The organism is Syntrophales bacterium, assembly GCA_030655775.1.
In the GTDB taxonomy this organism is placed as follows: Bacteria; Desulfobacterota; Syntrophia; order Syntrophales; family JADFWA01; genus JAUSPI01.
In genome coordinates this window covers 1-21,235 of sequence record JAUSPI010000072.1, presented here as the reverse complement: position 1 = coordinate 21,235, position 21,235 = coordinate 1, and the positions used below count along the sequence as shown (strand labels likewise).

The following is a 21,235-nucleotide window of genomic DNA, read 5'->3' as shown; positions in this document are numbered from 1 at the left end:
TTGTGCCGGAGAACGTCGAACAGTTTATAAAAACCCTCCCGATTCATAAGGTACCTGGTGTTGGGAAGAATACTCATGGTAAACTCCAACTGCTGGGGATCAAGACCCTCGGTGATGTGAAAAAATACCCCGAAGAAATACTTATAAAAAAGTTCGGTAAATTTGGCCACAGGCTAATGGAACTTGCAAACGGCCTTGACAGATCAGTCGTAACACCTACTGCTGAGACAAAATCTGTAAGTACCGAAGAAACTCTTCTCGAAGATACTGACGACAAACAGGTGCTCAAGAAATATATCTTGAAGCAGGCGGAAAAAATCGGAAGAGAACTTAGGAAATTGGAAGTAAAGGCAAAAACTATCAGCATTAAGATAAAACACTCAGATTTTAAACAGATTACCAGAAGCGTTACCATTAAAAACCCGACACAATCTTCTGAAGTTATTATCAGGGAAGCCTTTCAATTACTTGAAAACTACAGGATGCCCAAGAAGGTAAGGCTAATTGGTGTTGGAGCGTCCAACCTTGTTTCCAAAGCAGAACCGATACAGATTGACATCTTTGAACGTGATGATATAAAAATCTCCAAATGGGAAAAGGTGGATGAGGCAATCGATACCATAACCGACAAGTTCGGAACAGATGCCATTAAACGAGCAAGCCTGAAAGATCAGAAATGAATATGCTGTGAAAGCGCATCATTGATTATACGTTGCCGGCCGATAGTATATTTTTTCACCCCCACTGAAACACCGCTGCCACTTTTTCTATCAGCTCTGTTTTTTCCTGAAAAACGGAACGCTTATTGTAACCCCCAAAATAGACATTGAAAATAAAGTCTGTCTTCCCCATCCCGTAGGACAGCCGTCTCGGCTGTTTAGGCGATTCGCCATTATGGACAGGCGGGACGCCTGTCCTACTGTGTTGGAAGGGTCAATGTCTATTTTGGGGGTAAAATACTTTATTGAAACATTCTTGACTTTTTGTTATTAAAGTATGGTACAAAAGAAAGAAAGAGGGCTTTGGCTGGTTGTTAACAATTTTAGAAGGTATATATCCCGTTAAATATCAGTCCATTTCCAGAGATTGAGGGAGACTGTAAAAGGAGGATGCTATGAAGAAGAAGTATATTGCAATAATCAGTCTAATAGTTGGTATGGTTTTTTTATTTGCCCCGGCGGGTTTTTGTCAAGATCCGGTAAAAGCGGCAGAATGGACACAATTAGTCGAGCAGATAGGTGTTAATGGAAACGTCAATTGGACCACAGGGGTTGTTGAGGCTGTTGGCATAGGGGCACCTCCTGAGAAGTACTACGGGAAACCCCAGGCGCGTCCTATGGCACTGAGGGCTGCACAATTGGATGCCTACCGTAAATTGCTTGAAGTAGTAAAAGGAGTACGGGTGACTTCTGTAACTTATGTTGAAGATTTTGCAACAAAGAGTGATGTTGTAAGAACAGAAGTTTCAGGACTGGTTAAGGGAGCTCAGGAAGTCAAAAAAGAGTACCTTTCTGATGGTACGGTTGAAATCACCATGAGAATGTCGCTGAGTGGCGGCCTCATGCAGGTAATCCTTCCCAGGGTTATCGAGGTTGAGAAGACTGAAAAACCGGCTGTCGTGATGCTGCCGAAAGATGAAGTTTCGACGATTCCCCCAAAAGAGGAAGTTACTACTGCTCCTCCCGCACAGAAAGCCCCGGAAGGGGTAGTTTACACTGGTTTGGTGATAGACGCGCGTGGTATCCAGGCACGGCCAGCCATGTCACCTAAGATTGTTGATGAAAATGGTCAGGAAGTCTATGGTTCCATGCAGGTGGATCGTGAATTTGCGGTTCAGCAGGGCATGAGCGGTTATGCCAGAGAACTAACGGCGGCTCAGAGCAATCCACGGGTTACCAATGATCCGATTACCGTTAAAGGATTGCGTACCGTTGGTGCTGGCCGGTCCAGTATTGTAATCAGTAATGCGGATGCCCAGATGATCAAATCTGTTGCTGAAAATCTTGCTTTCTTAAAGAAATGCCGTGTAATGGTTGTTCTGGATTGATTTGAGTATCGTAAATGGTGGCATGGACAAACCATGTGCCGGACCTTGATCCGGTATTGTGTGTCCGTGTAACAATAGCAATGATAGTAGTATACTGATTTGTAAAATGTGAACTGATTCCAATTTGACCGCAACTGCCGGACATGAGGTAGTTGCGGTCTTCTGTATTTGATGCCATCCTACATTCTGGAAGGACAGGTAGATGAATCCTGACAAAGGAAAGATAGTCGTTTTACCCGAGGATTTGACTAACAAAATAGCAGCAGGAGAAGTGGTGGAGAGGCCTTCGTCGGTCGTGAAGGAGCTTGTGGAAAACTCTCTTGATGCTGGTGCGACAGATATCATCATTGAACTTGTAAAGGGTGGAAAGGAAGCTATAAAGGTCATTGACAATGGAGAGGGAATAGGCCCTGAGGATGCTGTCCGCGCCTTTGAAAGATATGCCACGAGTAAGATATATAGTTTTGATGATATATATAAGGTTAAATCTTTTGGTTTCAGGGGAGAAGCTCTTCCCAGCATCGCATCAATTTCCAGGGTCGAACTGGTAACGAAAAGGAAGGAATCTTTGTCCGGAACCAGGGTAATGGTTGAGGGTGGGGAGCTTAAAGATGTTATGGAGACGGGGTGCCCGGTTGGCACATCTGTTTCTGTCAGCGATATATTTTATTCTGTCCCCGTTCGGAAAAAGTTTCTAAAAAAGGATTCTACTGAACAGGGGCATTGTGTCGATGTTATAACGAAGCTGGTTCTGCCGCATCCCGATGTCAGGGTAAAGGTTGTGGCAGATGGAAGGACAATTTTAAATATTCCCCGGACCAAAGACCTGGCTGAGAGAATTCCTCTGGTTTTAGGAAGGGATTTGAGCGGAAATGTCCTCTATGTGGAAGGTGAAAAAAAGAATATCAGGCTGAAAGGATTTATTTCCAGCCCCCGTTTTACCAGGTCGAACACAAGGAGAATGCTTTATTATGTAAATAAAAGATTTATAAAAGATAGTTTTTTAAACCATGCCGTTATGACCTCTTACAGGAGGCTGATTGAGACAAGAAGATATCCAACGGCAGTACTATTGCTTGATCTTTCCCCTGATGATGTGGATGTAAATGTTCATCCGACAAAGATGGAAGTTCGTTTTAGAAATCCGAGGGAAATCTATGAAACCATAGTTGAAAGTCTTGTGAAGGTGTTGGCCGGTATCTCCCCTGTATTGGAGACATTAGAGAAAGATGGCAGACCACTTCAGGAATATAGGGGAAGGGTCAGAGAGGCGCTAAAGAGGTATACGATTTCATCGGATACCAAAATCCCCCCATCCCCCCTTTACAAAAGGGGGGGCAGGGAAAAATTATCAGGGGAAAGTTCCTTCTTGTTCCCCCCTTTTGTAGAGGGGGGTGAGGGGGGATTATCAGATGAAAGCGCCACCGCCGGGCATGCAGGGATATGGGAAATTTCTGAAGATAAGAAATTACCTTTTTCTTCTCTCGAGTATATGGGGCAGGTCACTGCTGCTTACCTTGTTTTTTCTTCTCCTGACGGGATTGTTTTGGTGGATCAGCATGCCGCTCATGAACGGGTACTGTTTGAAAAGCTGAGAAAGGTATCCATGGACGAGAAGGTTGTAAGTCAGAGTTTATTGATTCCGGAGATTGTTAGTCTTCCTAACCATGATTTTGCCTTGCTTATGGAATTATCTGGAGTACTGGAAGATGTGGGCATAGAAGTCGAGCCGTATGGAGGAAGTACTGTTGTAATAAAATCTATTCCGGCAGCTTTGCCCATAGGCATTGAACCCAAGGCACTGCTTCTTGATGTTGTCGAGGAAATTTCAAAGACGGGAAAATCCCGGAGGATTAAAGAAGTAAAGGATGAAATCTTCAAAATCCTGTCTTGTCGAGGGGCTATAAAGGCAAACCACAAACTGACTGAATCGGAGGTAGAAAATCTGTGTAAGGATCTTGATTCAACTCCATTTGCCTCAACCTGTCCGCATGGAAGACCAACTTATATACAGCTTAACATCATCGATCTGGAAAAGATGTTCAAGCGAAGATAAAGCAACGCAATGAATTCTACCGGCTACAAACCCCGCATTGTCATTATTCTTGGCCCTACAGGTGTCGGCAAGACTGAAGTTGCCATTAAGCTTGCCCGCGAATACGGTGGCGAGATTATCAGTGCAGATTCCATGCAAGTCTACCGGTATATGGATATCGGTACCGCAAAACCAACCTCCGAAGAACAATCTTTTGTAAAACACCATCTCATAGATGTGGTAGACCCGGACGAAGAGTTTGACGCGGCAATGTTTACGAGTCAGGCAGGGGAAGTAATTGACAGGCTAAATAGTGAAGATAAAAGCATATTTGTCGTAGGGGGTACGGGACTTTATATTGAGGCCCTGATTGGAGGGCTCTTCAATGGGCCGGGGGCCGATAGGGATTTACGAAGCGCCTATAGAAAAGAGCTGGTAAAGTATGGAAGAGGATACCTCTATGAGAAGCTGAGGGAGAGAGACGAGGCCGCTGCGGAGAAAATTCATCCGAATGATGTTTTTAGAACGATTAGAGCGCTTGAGGTTTTGGAGCTCAGCGGCGAATCGATTGTCAAAAAGCGCAGTGATCACCACTTCGGTGACAAACGCTATGATTTTATCAAGACAGGATTTATGATCGATAGAGCTCTGCTGTATGAAAAGATTAACAGGAGAGTCGAAAAAATGATGGCGGATGGGCTTGTGGGAGAAGTCGAGAAACTTCTGAAAATGGGTTATGATGAAACCCTAAAACCTATGCAGACTTTCGGATATAGACATGTTGTTAGTTGTATAAAGGGAGTACATGATATTGAAGAGGCGGTAAAAATGATAAAAAGCAGCACAAGACAATATGCAAAAAGACAGCTTACCTGGTTTAGAGCAGATAAGAATATTGAGTGGAGTACCCCTGCAAATATTGAGGCCGCAAAAGCAAAAATTGACAGTTTCCTAAAGTGATACTTTAACTTCTCTCAGTATGTCAGTTCGCTAAATTTAAAAGCGGGGCCTTTTAGAAAATGCCCCGCTTTTAATAAATGTTCCCCAAACTTCCCCGAAAAAATAAAATCTGTCCCCGATGGTCTTCGAAAAGTTTGCAGGTTTCTAATTATCTTGCAAAGTCTAAAGGTGACTCATTAATAGTATCTTTTATTGATTGTAGAGAATTAAGAAGTTGAGTATACCTCATAGCGAGACCGATGTTCTCAGCAAAGAGCAGCAGAGAATCAATATCCCGATCTGAAATATCCCATACCTCGTGGTGATACAGCCGTAAGGCGCCAATCGGTTCACCGTAAAATTTGATAGGCATGGAAACAATGCTTCTTATTCCCTCCTCCTTAGCGTCTTCCGGGTACTGAAGGGCGCTTGTCTTTGTAATATCGCTTACTATAACAGGTTCACCTTTAAGTGTATCGCCAAGGCTTTTATCCATAAAAACAGGCCCTTTGTTTACATAGTTAATACTCAAACCACAGCTGGCCAGAGCTTCAAGCTCTTTTGTCTGGGAATTCAGGACAAATATCGTGCAACCCTTAATATTCAAGGCTCCTACTAATAGTTGAATCATACGGTTAGCCATGATTTCCAGATCATCAGATTCTGCTATAGCCCTGATGACTACCTTAAATATATCTATATCTATTTTTTCTTGGATACTCATGAAATCCCTCCTCGCTTGTTCTATTGGATTAATAACCACTATGTTAAATTTTATTATTCACGTTCAATGGTACCCCTCTTTTAACTTGAGAGGTCTGAACCACGAAGTATAGTTTTCCTAAAGTGGCAGTTAGGAAACAATGCAAACGGTTGTGTCTTTTAAGGCAGCTACAACTTTGCCGTGAACACTCCCGGTGAAAAATTTTGTAATTCCACCCGGCTTGTGATTCATGACAACTAAATCAAAGCGTTCTTTCGTGGCAAGCTTAATGATCTCGCTGGCAACATCTTTCAATCTGGGCTTAAAGATACATTGAACCTGTTGTTCTGAAAAACCGCTTTGCAGCAGTTTATTCTTGGTCTGCTCGAGAGCAGCTTCTTGCTCTTTAACCTGCTGAGAAAGGTAAATCAGATTACCCCTCATTTTTTCCATAACCGGAGATTCTTGCATCTCAATCGCCGGCACGGATATATGGGCATTAAATAGTGTGATTTCAATATCCTTTCGATGAGCAAAAGTGCGAATGACAAAATCTAAAGCCTTTTCATCATATTTGGTAAAGTTATAAGGTAATAATATTTTTTGACTGGCCATCTTGTCCCCCTTTCTCCTTTTTAGTTTCAGTAATTAAACACCATAATCAAACCGCTTAGAAATAGAGAAGTGAAATCTGCTTCCTTTGGGTAGTAGGTGAAGTGACAATAAAATTATCATATTTTAGGGCGGACTGTCAACAAAAAGTTAGCTTAAACAGGTAAATAGTGTAAAATGCATGTTCATCTATCCTTAGTTTTATAGCTGCAAAATTAGCGGTTTCGTAAAAGCTTTTTTGTCACTATGAGGCATATTATGAATTCATTTCAGGGTCATTTTGTGATTTTGCGAAGCCGTCAAAAGTTAAAATTCCTTGACTTCAAAATTGTATAAATATATTTGTAATGTATAGAAAAATTAAAACAGCCTTGGAGGCAATCTTTTTAATGCGAAGAGAGCTTTAAGAATATGGGTTTCTACCGTATAAATTACGTGGCAAACTCTTATTCAAAACATTTTTACCTTTAGGAAGGAGGGGGAAGCTATGATACGCCAATTAAAATGTCATAAATCCTTTGTTTTATTAGCTATAATTGCCATAGGTGCTTTTGTTTTTTCCTGTGCACCGGAGCCAAGAAAACCATTAAGCCAGCTTGATACTCCCGAACACCATACTTATACGGGGCTGAAATTGCTGAATCAGGGTAAGTACCAGTATGCCGAGAGGGAGTTTGAGTTGGCCATACAGCTTGATCCGAAGTATTCTAAAGCTTATGTGGGTCTCGGATTGGCTAAAGCCTATAAAAGGGACTTCGAAAATGCGTTTGATTTAATGAAAAATGCGTGGGGGCATGCAAAGACAAATGAGGAAAAAGTCTTTGTTCATATTGGAAAAATAAGACTATATACGATGAGCAAGGAGAATAAAGACTGGCTGGAACGGGCCAAAGAACAGTTTAAATATGCTATTGCTCTCGATCCCAAGTCTTCTGCTGCCTATTATTTTATGGGACTTGCGTATAAAGGAGGGCTGGAGTTTGACCTGGCTGGAAAGATGTTCAGCAAGGTGCTTGACTTGAATGACAGTTATGTAGGAGAAGCTGATAACCAGTGGAAATTAATCCAGAAGATACAGAGAGCCATGCCGGGGACAATTACAGGAAAGAAAATTGCCATTGTTGAGAGTATTACCAGGGCTGATGTGGCGGCGCTGTTCATGGAAGAATTGAAGATAGATGTGCTTTATGATAGGAGATCACAGAAAACTTTTGACACTTCTTTCAAATATCTTGGTAAGCTCAAGGCTAAGGAAGAGAAAGCGGTTGTAGCGACGGATATTGCGGAGCATCCATTGAAGGCTGATATTGAAGGTATTCTGGAGATAGGTGTCCGTGGCCTGGAGAACTATCCTGATGATGCTTTCCATCCGAATGATTTGATAACCAGGGCTAACTATGCAATGATGATCGAGGATATATTGATCAAGGTTACCGGTGAGAAGGATCTGGCGACTAAATTTATCGGGAGCGCTTCCCCGTTTCCGGATTTAAGATCTGATCTTCCTTATTTTAATGCCGTCATGGTTGTTACCTCAAGGGGCATTATGCAGGCAAAAGACTTTACTACCGGCGAGTTTGCCCCGCTGGGTTCGGTCTCAGGTGTGGATGCCCTTTTAGTCATCAGGAAGATAAAGGAACAGTTGAAATTTTTCTAAGAGTGTAAAAGGTTATCGCTGATGCTGTTAAATTGAGAATCATTCGATGATTCTCAATCCCCATAAAATCCCCCTCTATCCTCTCTGCTAAAAAAAGGGAAGGGTAAAGGGGGGTTTCCTTTAAGGTCGGTTTTAGTAAATTGTATTTTCTTACGGAGACGAGAGATGGAAGAAAAGTTGTTGAGTAAAACTTATGAACCTCATGGAGTTGAAGCAAAGTGGTATAAGTACTGGCTTGATAATAATTATTTCAGGGCGGATGATAAAAGCGAAAAAAAACCTTTTTCAATCGTTATACCACCGCCGAACGTGACCGGAATGCTTCATATGGGGCATGCGTTGAATAATGTTCTACAGGATATTGTTGTCCGGTATAAGAGGATGCAGGGGTATAATGCCCTGTGGATGCCGGGTATGGATCATGCGGGGATCGCCACACAGAATGTCGTTGAACAGGAACTGGCGAGTGAGGGGATTACAAGGCATGACCTCGGCAGGGAAAAGTTTATTGAAAGGGTATGGGAGTGGAAGGATAAATATGGGGGAGTTATTATAAACCAGCTCAAGAGACTCGGGTGTTCCTGCGACTGGTCAAGGGAACGTTTTACTATGGATGAAGGGTTGACGAGGGCTGTAAGAGAGAGTTTTGTAAGACTCTATAATGATGGTCTTATCTATCAGGGAGATTATATTGTCAACTGGTGTCCAAGGTGCCATACGGCTATATCAGACCTCGAGGTTGAATATAAAGAAGAAGAGGGTGGACTGTGGGATATCAGATACCCCTTTGCCGATGGTGAGGGGGATATTGTTGTGGCCACGACGCGTCCGGAAACTATGCTGGGAGATACGGCGGTTGCAGTTAACCCTCATGATGAAAGATACAAAGATATGATCGGAAGAGAAGTTATCCTTCCCCTGGTTAATAGAAAAATACCTGTTATCGCCGATGATTATGTGTCAAAGGAGTTTGGTTCCGGAGCAGTGAAAATAACACCCGCCTGCGATCCAAATGACTTTGCAATGGCTGAAAGACACGGGCTTGAGATTATCAAGATAATGGATGAAAGCGCTGTAATTAATGAGAACGGGGGTATTTATCGGGGGCAGGATCGCGATGAGTGCAGGAAAAATGTTGTTCGGGACCTCGAAAAAGGCGGTTATCTGGTCGGCAAGGAATCCTATGTCCACAATGTAGGGCACTGCTACAGATGTAGAACTGCTATAGAGCCGACAGTTTCCAGACAGTGGTTTGTAAAGGTAAAACCGCTTGCCAGGGCTGCTTCCGCGGCTGTTGTCAAAGGTAAAACCAGGATAGTTCCATCCTTGTGGGAAGGAACTTATTTTGACTGGATGGAGAATATTCGTGACTGGTGTATTTCCAGACAGATATGGTGGGGTCACAGAATACCTGTCTGGTATTGTGAGGATTGCGGGAGCGTAATTGCTTCGGTGGAGGATCCAGACAGCTGTCCTGAGTGTAAAGGGAACTCACTCAGGCAGGAGGAAGATGTTCTGGATACATGGTTCAGTTCCGCACTCTGGCCTTTTTCAACCCTTGGGTGGCCGGACAACACAGATGCCTTGAAGACGTTTTATCCCACATCCCTTCTTATTACCGGGTTTGATATCCTCTTTTTCTGGGTAGCGAGGATGATGATGATGGGACTTTATGTAATGAAAGAAGTTCCCTTTGATTATGTATATCTCCACGCACTTGTTCGTGATGAAGAAGGACACAAGATGAGCAAATCGAGGGGGAATATAATAGATCCTCTTGAAATGATAGAAAAATATGGAACTGATGCCTTCAGATTTACACTCGCGGCATTCACGACTCAGGGGAGGGATGTGAAGATGTCGGAGGAACGTATCGAAGGCTACCGGCATTTTGTTACCAAGATATGGAATGCCACAAGGTTTTCCATGATGAGTCTTGAGGATTATCCGGCAGGAGGTGTTGAACCTCGAAAAGATGATTATTCGCTTTGTGACCGTTGGATTAAAGACAGATTTAATAAGACCGCAGGAGATGTGACAAAAAATTTAGATGAATACAGGTTTAATGATGCCGCCCACAGCATATATAACTTTGTTTGGCACGAGCTGTGTGATTGGTATCTTGAGCTGATAAAGCCTGTTCTGTATGGCAATAATGATGCCTCGGCAAAAAGACTTGCCGCTCAGCAGACTCTTCTTCTCGTTTTAAAAGCTTCCATAAGGCTTCTTCATCCCTTTATGCCATTTGTGACCGAGGAAATATGGCAGAAACTCGGGGGTGATGGAGATTCTATTATGATAAGCAAATTCCCAGCAGTGGATGATGACCTTCGTGATGAGGATGCGGAAAAAGAGATGGGGATTATCATGGATGTAATTACCAGTATCAGAAACATAAGAGGCGAGATGATTATTCCCCCATCAAAAAAATTAAAAGTGATCGTTTCGGTTCCCGATAAAGAGATGGAGTCCGTGGTGACTTCTGGAAGGGATTACATTGTCGATTTGGCCAATCTGGAGGAATTAACCGTTTGTGGTGAGATTGAGGAACCGAAAGGTGCCGCAACAGGTGTTGCAGGTTCTTTGAGGGTATTTGTATTACTGGAAGGAGCGATAGATATAGCGGCAGAGAAAGCAAGGCTCGAAAAGGAAATTGCCAAAATTACAAAAAACCTCACTGTTATTTCTAAAAAGCTTGCCAATCGTGATTTTAAAGAGAAGGCTGCAGAGGCAGCTATAAATAAGGAAGAAGCAAAATTCAAGGAGCTTAACGAGAAATATGCCGTGCTCGAAGCGGCCATTAAAAGGCTTAAGAAGATAGAGGCATAATAAAAGCTTAAAGTGCCTAAAGTGAACTAAAGTGCCTAAAGTTAAAGAATGCGCTTTCAGCGTAACCTGTTTGAAATTGACCACGCCAAAGACGTGTATTTTAACTTTAGCTCACTTTTAACTTTCAATTTTACTCACTCTTGCAAAATGCTCCAGAAACATATCATACACAAGCTGATACAGTCGGCTCTTAAGGAAGATATAGGCTCCGGTGATGTAACCACCTCGGCTGTCCTGTCGGGAAGGGAAGTTGGTAATGCCCGCGTCGTGGCGAAGGAGGATATGGTTGTAGCGGGAATTGGAATTTTTAAAGAGGTCTTTTTATTTTCAGAAGAAGAAGTTGAATTTACAGATAGAGTTGAAGATGGTGAGCTTGTTAAAACTGGGGACGTACTCACGGAGATGTCAGGAAACCTGGGAAATATCCTCACTGCGGAGAGAGTAGCGCTAAATTTTCTTCAAAGAATGTGCGGGATTGCCACTCTGACGCGAAGATATGTAGATGAGATCAGGGGAACCGGTGCAAAGATTTTAGATACAAGAAAAACAACGCCCGGTTTGAGGGTCCTGGAGAAATATGCCGTAATGATTGGCGGCGGCTTTAACCATAGATTCGGCCTCTATGACGGTATTTTGATAAAGGACAACCATATTGATGCCGCCGGCGGTATTATTGCTGCTGTTGAGATGGTAAATAAGGGTGTTCCTCATACCTTGAAGATAGAAATTGAGGTAAAGAATTTGAGAGAAGTTGAAGAGGCGTTATCTGCAGGAGTAGACGTCATAATGCTCGATAATATGGAAGTAGAGGAGATGAAGAAAGCCGTTTCCTTTATAAAAGGGAGAGTTTTGGTTGAGGCTTCAGGAAATATCACCCTATCCAACGTAAAAAAGATTGCTGAGACCGGAGTGGATTTTATATCTATAGGAGCGCTTACCCATTCAGCACCATCATCTGACATAAGTTTGAAGTTGAAAGTCTAAAGTTGACAAGTTCGTAAAAAGTCTTTTTTTGTCACCCAAAATCATGTCCTGAACTTGTTTCAGGATCATTCAGGGTCTCTAACTTACTGAGATAATTAGATGCTGAAACAAGCGAGATCCTGAAACGAGTTCAGGACGACAAATGGTGCAGTTTATGACTTTTTACGAGACTATCAAACTTTGAACTCGAAACTTTGAACTTTGAACTTTGAACTAAAACCTATGCTTAATGAACATGATCTTGCAAACCGTCTTTCAGGAAGGCTTATAGGGAACAGGGTACACTTTTTAAAAGAGGTCGATTCCACAAATATATATGCCTCCAGACTTGCAGTGGCTGGTGCCCCGGAGGGTACGGTTGTCATTGCGGACTGTCAGACGAAAGGGAAGGGGCGTATGGACAGGGTATGGCAGTCCCCTCCTGGGAGTAACATATATACTTCAATTATATTGAGGCCTTCGGTAGAAACTGCAATGGCCCCCCAGATAACTCTCGTAGCCGGTGTTGCAGTGGCTGGGTTTCTGTCTGAATATTGCCCGGAAGATGTTACATTAAAATGGCCGAATGATGTTCAGATAGGTGGAAAGAAAATATGCGGTATTCTCACGGAAATGAAGACTTCCAGTGGAAAAGTTGATTTTGTCATAGTTGGAATCGGCATTAATGTCAGGATAAAAAAGGAGGATTTTCATAAGGAGTTTAGAGATAATTCCACCTCCTTGATTGAAGAGGTGGGAAGAGATATTTCCCGTTTCGATTTTACAATAAGATTGTATGGTTCCCTGGAAAAGTGGTATAAAAGATTTTTATCCGAGGGATTCGGTCCGATAAGAGACGAATGGACAAAATATGCCGGAATTATTGGGAAAGACATCAAGGTTGTTTTAAGAGATGATATTCAAGCAGGGAAAGCGGTCGGTATTGATGAGTATGGTGCGCTCCTTATTTTTGATGAAAAGGAGAAGATAAAACGCGTAATAGCAGGTGATGTTTCTTTGGTGGAGAATTGAGTATGCTTTTGGTTATTGATGTTGGTAATACAAATACAGTGCTTGGTTTGTATGATGGGGAAAGACTCTTGCATGACTGGAGAATAAGAACGGTTGTTTACCATACAGTTGATGAATACGGAATGAGGATGCTCAATTTATGCAGAACAAGCGATGTCGATTTAAAATCAATTGACAGCATTATAATTTCTTGTGTTGTTCCACCCATGTTGAATATTTTGAAGCCGCTTTGTCAAAAATATTTTAATGTAGACCCGCTGATTGTTGGGCCGGGGATCAAGACAGGAATGCCGATCTTTTATGATAATCCAAGGGAAGTAGGTGCGGACAGGATAGTAAATGCCGTTGCCGCTTATGAGAAATTCAAGAGAGAGCTGATAATCGTGGATTTTGGTACCGCTACCACTTTCGATTATATTTCGGAAAAGGGTGAATATATGGGAGGCTGTATAGCACCGGGCATACTTATATCAAGTGAAGCTCTTTTTAAAGAAGCTTCAAGGCTTCCCAGGGTAGAGTTCATCAGGCCTAAATCCGTCATTGCTAAAGATACGGTGAGCAGCATGCAGGCCGGTATCATGTTCGGTTATGCGGGTCTTGTGGATGGGATAGTGGATCGTATAAAGGATGAAGTTAAATCGAATCCTTTCGTTGTGGCAACAGGGGGACTCGCAGAAATAATAGCTCCTGAAACGAAGAGTATAGAGGTAGTCGATGAAATGCTTACTCTTGAAGGACTCAAAATAATCTATTCAAGGAACAGGTGAAAAGCTTGAATGAAACCTGCCTTTTTATAGTTCTATTTCTTCTTTCCATTTTTTCAAATCCGAAAGTGCTTGTGCTGCAAAACATTCCCCTCTCTCTTTTTTAGGCACCCTCTTGGAAAGTGGAGAAAAAAGACCAAAATTTACATTCATAGGCTGAAAAGCTTTGATGCCGGCATCTGAAATATAATGGAGGAGAGCACCAATGGCCGTTGTCTTTGGCGGGACGGCGGCTAACCCTTTTTCCTTAAGATAACGGTACATATTTATTCCCGCGATAAGACCCATGGCCGCAGATTCTGCATAGCCCTCAACACCGGTAATCTGTCCGGCAAAGAAGATATTATCATTTGACCGGAACTGGAGGGTATTTTTGAGCAGGGCAGGGGAGTTTATAAAGGTGTTTCGGTGAATGCTTCCATATCTCGCAAATTCCGCTTCTTTTAAGCCGGGTATCATCCTGAATATCCGTTTCTGTTCCGGCCAGGTCAATTTTGTCTGGAATCCCACCATGTTGAAGAGAGTGCCTTCCCTGTTTTCCTGGCGTAGCTGGACAGCGGCATAAGGCTGTTCCCCTGTTTTGGGATTTATCAAACCTACGGGCTTCATTGGTCCAAAGGCAAGAGTGTTTTCCCCTCTCTTTGCCATTACCTCAATCGGAAGACATCCCTCAAAGTACTTCAAATCTTCAAAGTTTCTAAGGGGCACCTCCTTGCCTTCTGTAAGTGCCTTACAAAACCGTTCATATTCGCTTCTGGTAAGGGGACAGTTCAGGTAGTCACCATCGCCATTGTCGTATCTTGATGCCCTGAATACCAGTGTGTGATCGATTGAATCTCCGTCTATTATAGGTGAAATTGCATCATAGAAATGGAGATGTTCACAGCCGGTCATTTCTGAAATGCTCTTCGCCAGTGATTCGGAAGTAAGGGGTCCGCTTGCAATAATAACTGGGGAATCTCCGGGAATTGCCGTAATTTCTTTCCGGTTGATTTTCAGTCTTTTGCATTCATTTAGCTTTTGCTCGACATATTGTGAGAAAAACGTCCTGTCTACAGCGAGTGCCTTGCCTGCCGGTACGGCGGTAGCATCGGCTGACTCAATAATAATAGAATCCAATATACGCATCTCTTCCTTGAGAAGACCTACTGCGTTTCGTGTGATATTGGAACGGAGCGAGTTGCTGCAGACAAGCTCGGCGAGGAGTGGTGATTTATGGGCGGGCGAATATACCCCGGGCTTCATTTCGTAGAGCAGAACATCAAGCCCCCTTTTCAATAATTGCCATGCGGCCTCGCATCCTGCAAGCCCGCCACCTATTATAATTACGGGTTTCGAGTCTAAAGTTTCAAGTTTCAAGTTTCTATTATCCAGTCAGTGGGGTGGTATTTTACCTGCCACCGAAACGGTCGGGTGTAAAACCCGACCCATGCGATAGCACCATTTACGGTCGGGTATAAAACCCGCCCCTACTTACTTCTTCTCGTTATACCCGCAATCCTTGTCGAGGCATGTCTTAAAATATCCTTTACCTCGACTATATTTTTCGACAATAAACTGGGCTCCGCACTGGGGGCATTTTTCTGGTATAGGTTTGTCCCAGAGGGCATAGGTGCAGTCCGGATAGTTTGAGCAACTGAAAAATATCTTTCCCTTTTTCGACCGTTTTTCAGAGAGGTACCCTGTGCACCCTTCTTCCGGACACATAACTCCTACACTTATCGGCATGGTATTTTTGCACTCAGGGTAGCCGGGACACCCAAGAAACCTGCCGAATCTGCCCTCTTTTATAATCATTTTTTTGCCGCATTCGCTACAGACAGTATCGGTTGCTTGTGCTTCCGTCTGGTTGATCTTTCCCTTTTCATCCTTGGTGAAATTGGTTGTGTTGTCGCAACTGGTACATTTCAGAAACCTGCCGAATCTACCCCATTTTATGACCATAGGGCCTTCGCATTTATCGCAGATGATATCGGTTGGTGTCTCTTCCTTCTTTACATTTCTCATCTCGGTTTTGGCTTTTTTCAGGTCTTTCTCAAAGGGGGTGTAAAAATCCCGCAGGGTTTCAATCCTCGTTAACTTTCCTTCTTCTATCATATCCAGTTGATTTTCCAGGGATGCGGTAAAGTCAATGTCCAATATCTTTGGAAAGTTTTTTACCAGGAGTTCTGTGACCAGAACTCCAAGTTCAGTTGGGTGAAATCTTCTGTTTTCCAGCCTGACATAGTCTCTCTCCTGAATGGTGCTCAATATGGCTGCATAGGTCGATGGTCTTCCTATCCCATTTTCTTCAAGCTCCCTGACGAGCGTGGCCTCTGAAAACCTTGGTGGCGGCTGGGTGAACTTTTGCTCCGGTGTGAGAGAGAGAAGCGACAGGAGTTCATCCTCCCGAACCTCGGGAAGAATCTTGCCGGAGCCGTTTTCATCGTCTGCGTCGTCTTTGGTTTCAGTATAAACAACGGTGAATCCGGCGAATTTCATAACGGCCCCTTGTGCCCTGAAGAGGTAATTTCCTGCAGATATGTCAATGGTTGTCTGGTCAAAAATCGCAGGATTCATTTGACTCGCCACAAAACGGTTCCAGATGAGCTGATAGAGACGAAACTGGTCATTGCTTAAATACTGTTTAATATCCTTCGGTTTGTGGAGCATCGATGCGGGCCTTATCGCCTCGTGGGCATCTTGGGACTTCCGTGGAGACTTAAAGATTCTCGGCTTTGCTGGAAGAAAGTCTTTACCGTAATTCTCATCTATATAAGCTCTCGCCTCGGCGATAGCTTCCGCCGATATGCGAAAAGAGTCGGTCCTCATGTATGTAATAAGACCTACGGGCCCCTCTTTCCCGAGTTCTATGCCCTCGTATAATCTCTGGGCGACACTCATCGTCTTCTTTGCCGTAAAATTGAGCCTCCTTGATGCTTCCTGCTGAAGTTTGCTTGTTGTAAATGGGGGAGGGGATTGTCTTTTGGTTTCCTTCTTTTCTATTTTGCTTACGACAAAGGGAGCTGATTCAAGATCTTTCAGTATTGCATTTGCCTGTGCTTCATTTTCTACTTTTGCCTTTTTTGCGCTGACCTTTATAAGGCGTGCTTCGAACTGGGGTAGATTTGAACCCTCTAACAGTGCGGTAATATTCCAGTACTCTTCCGGCACAAACTTTAGTATCTCTTCTTCCCTGTCACATATCATCCTTACCGCTACTGATTGAACGCGCCCTGCGGAAAGCCCCCATTTTACCTTTTCCCATAATATCGGGCTGATCTGGTATCCGACAAGCCTGTCCAGTACACGCCGTGTCTTCTGTGCTTCATATTTGTCGTAATCGAGTTTCAGGGGATTCTTGATTGCTTTGAGTACAGTGTTTTTGGTCAGGTCGTTAAAGAGAACACGATAGATATTTTTATTCTTAGTATCTATCTCCTCGGCTATATGCCAGGCTATGGCCTCTCCTTCTCTGTCAGGATCTGGGGCAAGAAATATGTCGCTTGCGTTCTTTGCTGCTTTTTTCAATTCGGAGACTACTTTTTTTTTCTTTTCTATGACATTGTAAGTTATTTCAAAATCATTTTCGATATCTATGCCCAGTGTTTTGGGAGGGAGGTCTTTTACGTGTCCCACAGAAGCCCGAACGTCGAAATCGGACCCGAGATATTTCTTGATCGTCTTGACCTTGGTTGGTGATTCAACAATTATAAGCTTATCCGGCATAGCTATCCTTTCAGTTTAAATATTTTTCCGGGCATTTGTTCAATGTATCCTTCGAGCTCCAGAGCTAAGAGGACATTTAAAATGTCACCGGCTTTAAATCCCGTTCCGGCGATTATCGTGTCTACATTTACAGGTTTTCCGGAGATAGATTTTAACACGGTGCGCTGTGTATCATTCAAATTTTTCATGTTTTTCGGTTTGATAATGCCTGGACTTTCCCTGTTCCCTTTGACTTTGTCTTTTAACTTTGAGCCTTCAATCTGCGGTGTTATCTCTTCCAGAATATCGTGAACGCTCTCGATGAGTTTTGCGCCCTCTCTTATCAGTTTATGAGTTCCCCTGGAACCGGGTGAATCAATGCTTCCCGGCACCGCAAATACCTCTCTTCCCTGCTCTAATGCGAGCCTGGCGGTTATCAGGGAACCGCTCTTGTCGCCAGCCTCTATGACAACGACACCGAGAGACATACCGCTTATGATTCTGTTTCTTGCCGGAAAATTTGCCCCGCTGGGTGGAGTGGAGAAAGGGAATTCAGTAATAACAGCCCCGTTCTCGCAGATTTTTTCAAGGAGCTTTTTATTTTCCAGTGGGTAAACTATATCAATACCGCACCCTAAAACAGCTATTGTTCTCCCCTTTCCGGTGAGTGCCCCTGTGTGTGCTGCTGAATCTATTCCCCTGGCCATCCCGCTGACAATGGTAATTCCGCGCAGGGCAAGTTCTTGACAGAGTCGCTGCGTGGAAAATTTACCGTAGGTGGTGGCCATTCTGGAACCGATAACAGCAACATTTATGTCATCTTCTCTCAGCGTTCCTTTAACATAGAGAAATGGTGGAAAATCATATATATTAAGAAGACTTTTGGGATATAAAGAATTGTCGGCCGTTATTATCGAAACTTTTGTTTTGTCAGCCAGTTCGAGCTCTTTGTCTACTTTCTGCCAGTCATTAAAGCCCTTGATGTTGAGAGCTGTCTTTCTGGTGATGCCTGAAATAGCCTTGAGAGCGTCAGTCGGCGCATTGAGTGCGTTTTCGGGAGAACCGAAGACCTCAATTAAGTTTTTAAATCCCACATTTCCAACGCCATCAATGAGCTTTAAGGCAATCCAGTATTTAATATCGCTTTCCATTTCGCAGGGAAGATATATCGGATAATTGGCGAGTGTCAATAAAAATCTTTGCGTTCTTTACGTTTTTGGGTTAGAAATTCGAGTTCCGAGTTGAAGTTTAAAACCGAGATATGGGGCTGCAGCAATAAAGGGGTAGTAATGTTTAGACGTGTTTGCATTTTCTTTCTGATTTTGTTGGTTGTCAGTGTTTCGGTCAGGATTGTTGAAGGAAGTGAAACGACAACGGGCATAATATTGAATGAGATAAGACTTGAAGGGGGAACAACGCTTCTCGAAGTAGGTTCAAAGTGTTCTTTCAGGGTGATTGGTCAGTATTCAGACGGTACGGAAAGGGATATCACTGATGAAGCGGAGTGGATATCAGTAAATGATAGGGTAGGGCGGTTTGCTGATAAGGGGGTACTTGTCGGAGGGGCAGTGGGGAGCACTCTTGTCTTTGCAAGTTTGAGCAGAATTAGAAGCAGCAGCCTCAGGGTTCATATAGAGCCCGCAACCCGGCCCGTATTAAAAGTCCTGCCCCTTAAGGTAGCTCTTGGAAATATCGAAAAGGACAGGAGTAAAGAGTTTACCGTAACGGTCAAGAATATCGGCAGAGGAGATCTTAAGTGGGAGATCAGAAGCAGTACTTCGTGGTTAGTAGTAAACAGCGATCTTTCTCGGGAAGCTTATGACCTGTGGCGGAAGACATCGATGAAAAATATGCCTAAGCCCGTTGATATGAATGGTGACGGGAAGATAGATTACTTCCCACCGAAAGTTGGACAGCTTTCTTATACGGCCTGGATGGCAGAGAGGAGAGAGCTGCAGGACGGGTTAACCAGAAGAAACGCTGCCGATACCATTACCATCACGGCATATACACTTGGTCTTACAGATGGGGAGTATAAAGGAAAAATTTTTGTGATATCTGATGCGGAAAGACAGGAAATTGAGATTTCCATGAAAGTGGTTTCCCTTCAATATATAACCATCACTCCAGTTTCTATCAAGGTGAGAGCAGGGCAGAGTAGGAAATTCAGGGCAGCAGGAGTCTGGTCTGATGGAAGCAAGACGGATTTGTCGGAGTCTTTAGATGGCCGATGGGTGATTTCCGACCCTTCTGTCGGGAAGTTTTTGTATGGTAAGCCTGTTTTTGTTGCGAGAAAGACAGGTAAGACAGAAATCAAAAAGATCAGGGGAGATATAGTAAGTGATATTGCACTGGTAGAGGTTGAAGAAGGTATCTCCCGCCCGGTGCTGGCCGTTTCTCCCAGAGAGATAGACCTTGGTGCAATCGGTCCTGGAGAAAGTTCTAAGGGCACTTTTTCTTTGAAAAATTTTGGTTCGGGATTTCTCGGTTGGTACATTGAGGGACTTTCCGAATGGTCTCTGAGCGGTGAAGAGGGTCTGTCCGGTATTGTGCGTAATACTTCCGGCCATATCAGGGCTTATCTGAGTTCTTTAAAAAAAGAGGGTAAAGAGGACTGGGAGGAACCTGAAGAAGATGCGTCTTCTCTATATCCCGTTCAGTTGAGACTCGAATCTGAAGGCAATTTCGTGACCTATGTAAAGAATCTCCCAATCGGAACATATAGAGAGATGATAACGTTGTCTTCTGATGGTGGAGTAAGACGCATTTTCCTGAGATTTGAGGTTACACAGGTAAAATCGGTTCCATCCATAAAAGTGGGACCGCTAGGGATAGATTCAGGTGTTGTCGCGTCCGGCAAACATCTGGTCAAGAGGGTCGAACTAACGAACGAAGGCAGAGATGTCCTGAAATGGAAGGCGAGACTACAGGGAAACCGTAGAACTTTTGCCGGTGTGCCCCTGAAAAAGGGACGATATGTTTCACTTTTAAATCCGAATGTTCGTGATAGTGAAAAATATGCGGTTCCGGGACATTTGAAGGATTCAGTTGATATTTCCGGCGTGTGGTCTGAAGATAGAGGATATCCTTACAGTTATGGTGAAGAAGATATATTAAAATATAAATTTTCAGGAACAGGTATTGCTCTGTTTATCTGGAAAGATTTTGAAGGAGGATATCTGACAACGTATGTTGACGATGAATTGATGAAAGAGATTGATTGTTATTCCGAGAAAAATGAAAGAACAGAATTTTTGGTGGTGGAAGGCCTTGAAGATGGACCGCATGTCCTGAAACTTGTAAGTGAAGAAGGACGTGTGGTAATTGAAGGTGTGAGGGTTTACAGCAGCAATATTATTAAGGGGAATTATGACTGGATAGAAATCTTTCCTGATATAGGTACGACAACCAGTGAAACAGATTATGTCAATGTTATGATCAACTCCCGGGGATTGAAGCCGGGATATTATAGCGAGAATATACTGTTCAGCTCTAACGGGGGGACGGAAGTTGTTGAAGTAACACTTCAGGTTTCTGAGCATAAAGCTTCGGAAATCATAGATATTTATCGTTATGTAAGGGAGTCCGATTGTCTGTTTACGGCAGATCCTCAGATTGAAGGTCTCGATGTCCTGAAGGGATATAAAAAACAGGGGATTGCCTTCAGACTTTTCAGTAAGGATGCACCGGGAACAACAGAGTTCTTCAGATGGCACAACTCATCGAAGAAAAGCCACTTTTATTCTGTCGATAGAGAAGGGAAGGGGAAATCCCTAACAGGATACGTTTTGGAAGAATCGATAGGGAACATCGCAACGACCAAGCTTTCAAGAACAAAGGAGCTGTATCGCTGGTTCAATCTCTCTTCCGGAGTTTACTTTTATACAACCGATCCAAAAGGAGAAGGATGCTCCAGAAGGGGCTATAAGTATGATGGAATAGCCGGTTATGTGAGATAAGTACCCGA

The 21,235-nt window shown here is 43.3% G+C and carries 15 protein-coding genes; 10 read left to right on the top strand and 5 right to left on the bottom strand.

The features are described 5' to 3' along the window. The 4 genes from Q7J27_03690 to miaA form a co-directional block, all read left to right on the top strand. Positions 1 to 680: hypothetical protein (locus Q7J27_03690; GenBank protein MDO9528242.1), on the top strand; the 680-nt coding region annotated here is incomplete at its 5' end. 434 nt (positions 681 to 1,114) lie between these two features. Then, entirely contained in the window at positions 1,115 to 2,047 is a 933-nt protein-coding gene (locus Q7J27_03685) for a hypothetical protein (GenBank protein MDO9528241.1), read from the top strand. Positions 2,048 to 2,249: 202 nt separating this feature from the next. Continuing rightward, positions 2,250 to 4,103 carry a DNA mismatch repair endonuclease MutL gene (gene mutL, locus Q7J27_03680; protein MDO9528240.1) on the top strand — a complete coding sequence of 618 codons (1,854 nt, stop codon included), beginning with the start codon at positions 2,250 to 2,252 and terminating at the stop codon, positions 4,101 to 4,103. Positions 4,104 to 4,112: 9 nt separating this feature from the next. Further along, a complete protein-coding gene (gene miaA / locus Q7J27_03675) occupies positions 4,113 to 5,042 on the top strand; it encodes a tRNA (adenosine(37)-N6)-dimethylallyltransferase MiaA (GenBank protein MDO9528239.1) in 930 nt (309 codons plus the stop codon). A gap of 148 nt (positions 5,043 to 5,190) precedes the next feature. On the opposite strand, the gene Q7J27_03670 is transcribed toward miaA, so the two are convergent. Next, complete coding sequence (locus tag Q7J27_03670) at positions 5,191 to 5,745, bottom strand: GAF domain-containing protein (protein MDO9528238.1); 555 nt, start codon at positions 5,743 to 5,745, stop codon at positions 5,191 to 5,193. 129 nt (positions 5,746 to 5,874) lie between these two features. After that, positions 5,875 to 6,339 (bottom strand): universal stress protein, encoded by a 465-nt coding sequence (locus tag Q7J27_03665; protein ID MDO9528237.1) that lies wholly within the window; start codon positions 6,337 to 6,339, stop codon positions 5,875 to 5,877. Between the two features lie 484 nt (positions 6,340 to 6,823). Here Q7J27_03665 and Q7J27_03660 point away from each other — a divergent pair, with 484 nt between their 5' ends. The 5 genes from Q7J27_03660 to Q7J27_03640 all read left to right on the top strand — a co-directional run bounded on the left by Q7J27_03660 (position 6,824) and on the right by Q7J27_03640 (position 13,584). After that, on the top strand, positions 6,824 to 7,993 hold the full coding sequence (locus Q7J27_03660) for a hypothetical protein (protein MDO9528236.1): 1,170 nt from the start codon (positions 6,824 to 6,826) through the stop codon (positions 7,991 to 7,993). 165 nt (positions 7,994 to 8,158) lie between these two features. After that, positions 8,159 to 10,822, top strand: coding sequence for a valine--tRNA ligase (locus Q7J27_03655; protein ID MDO9528235.1), 2,664 nt, complete (start codon positions 8,159 to 8,161; stop codon positions 10,820 to 10,822). A gap of 147 nt (positions 10,823 to 10,969) precedes the next feature. Continuing rightward, the gene (gene nadC / locus Q7J27_03650; GenBank protein ID MDO9528234.1) at positions 10,970 to 11,806 is read left to right on the top strand and encodes a carboxylating nicotinate-nucleotide diphosphorylase; all 837 of its coding nucleotides are present in this window, start codon (positions 10,970 to 10,972) and stop codon (positions 11,804 to 11,806) included. Positions 11,807 to 12,028: 222 nt separating this feature from the next. Further along, positions 12,029 to 12,817 carry a biotin--[acetyl-CoA-carboxylase] ligase gene (locus tag Q7J27_03645; GenBank protein MDO9528233.1) on the top strand — a complete coding sequence of 263 codons (789 nt, stop codon included), beginning with the start codon at positions 12,029 to 12,031 and terminating at the stop codon, positions 12,815 to 12,817. A gap of 2 nt (positions 12,818 to 12,819) precedes the next feature. After that, positions 12,820 to 13,584 (top strand): type III pantothenate kinase, encoded by a 765-nt coding sequence (locus Q7J27_03640; GenBank protein ID MDO9528232.1) that lies wholly within the window; start codon positions 12,820 to 12,822, stop codon positions 13,582 to 13,584. Between the two features lie 24 nt (positions 13,585 to 13,608). Here the strand turns inward: Q7J27_03640 and trmFO are convergent, their stop codons facing one another. The 3 genes from trmFO to dprA all read right to left on the bottom strand — a co-directional run bounded on the left by trmFO (position 13,609) and on the right by dprA (position 18,419). Next, positions 13,609 to 14,940, bottom strand: coding sequence for a methylenetetrahydrofolate--tRNA-(uracil(54)-C(5))-methyltransferase (FADH(2)-oxidizing) TrmFO (trmFO, locus tag Q7J27_03635; protein ID MDO9528231.1), 1,332 nt, complete (start codon positions 14,938 to 14,940; stop codon positions 13,609 to 13,611). Positions 14,941 to 15,054: 114 nt separating this feature from the next. Continuing rightward, positions 15,055 to 17,289: a type I DNA topoisomerase gene (topA, locus tag Q7J27_03630; protein ID MDO9528230.1), complete on the bottom strand. Its 2,235-nt coding sequence runs from the start codon at positions 17,287 to 17,289 to the stop codon at positions 15,055 to 15,057. Positions 17,290 to 17,291: 2 nt separating this feature from the next. Beyond that, entirely contained in the window at positions 17,292 to 18,419 is a 1,128-nt protein-coding gene (dprA, locus tag Q7J27_03625; protein MDO9528229.1) for a DNA-processing protein DprA, read from the bottom strand. Between the two features lie 138 nt (positions 18,420 to 18,557). On the opposite strand from dprA, the gene Q7J27_03620 reads away from it, so the two are divergent. Next, complete coding sequence (locus Q7J27_03620; protein ID MDO9528228.1) at positions 18,558 to 21,227, top strand: hypothetical protein; 2,670 nt, start codon at positions 18,558 to 18,560, stop codon at positions 21,225 to 21,227. The last annotated feature ends 8 nt before the right edge of the window (positions 21,228 to 21,235 follow it).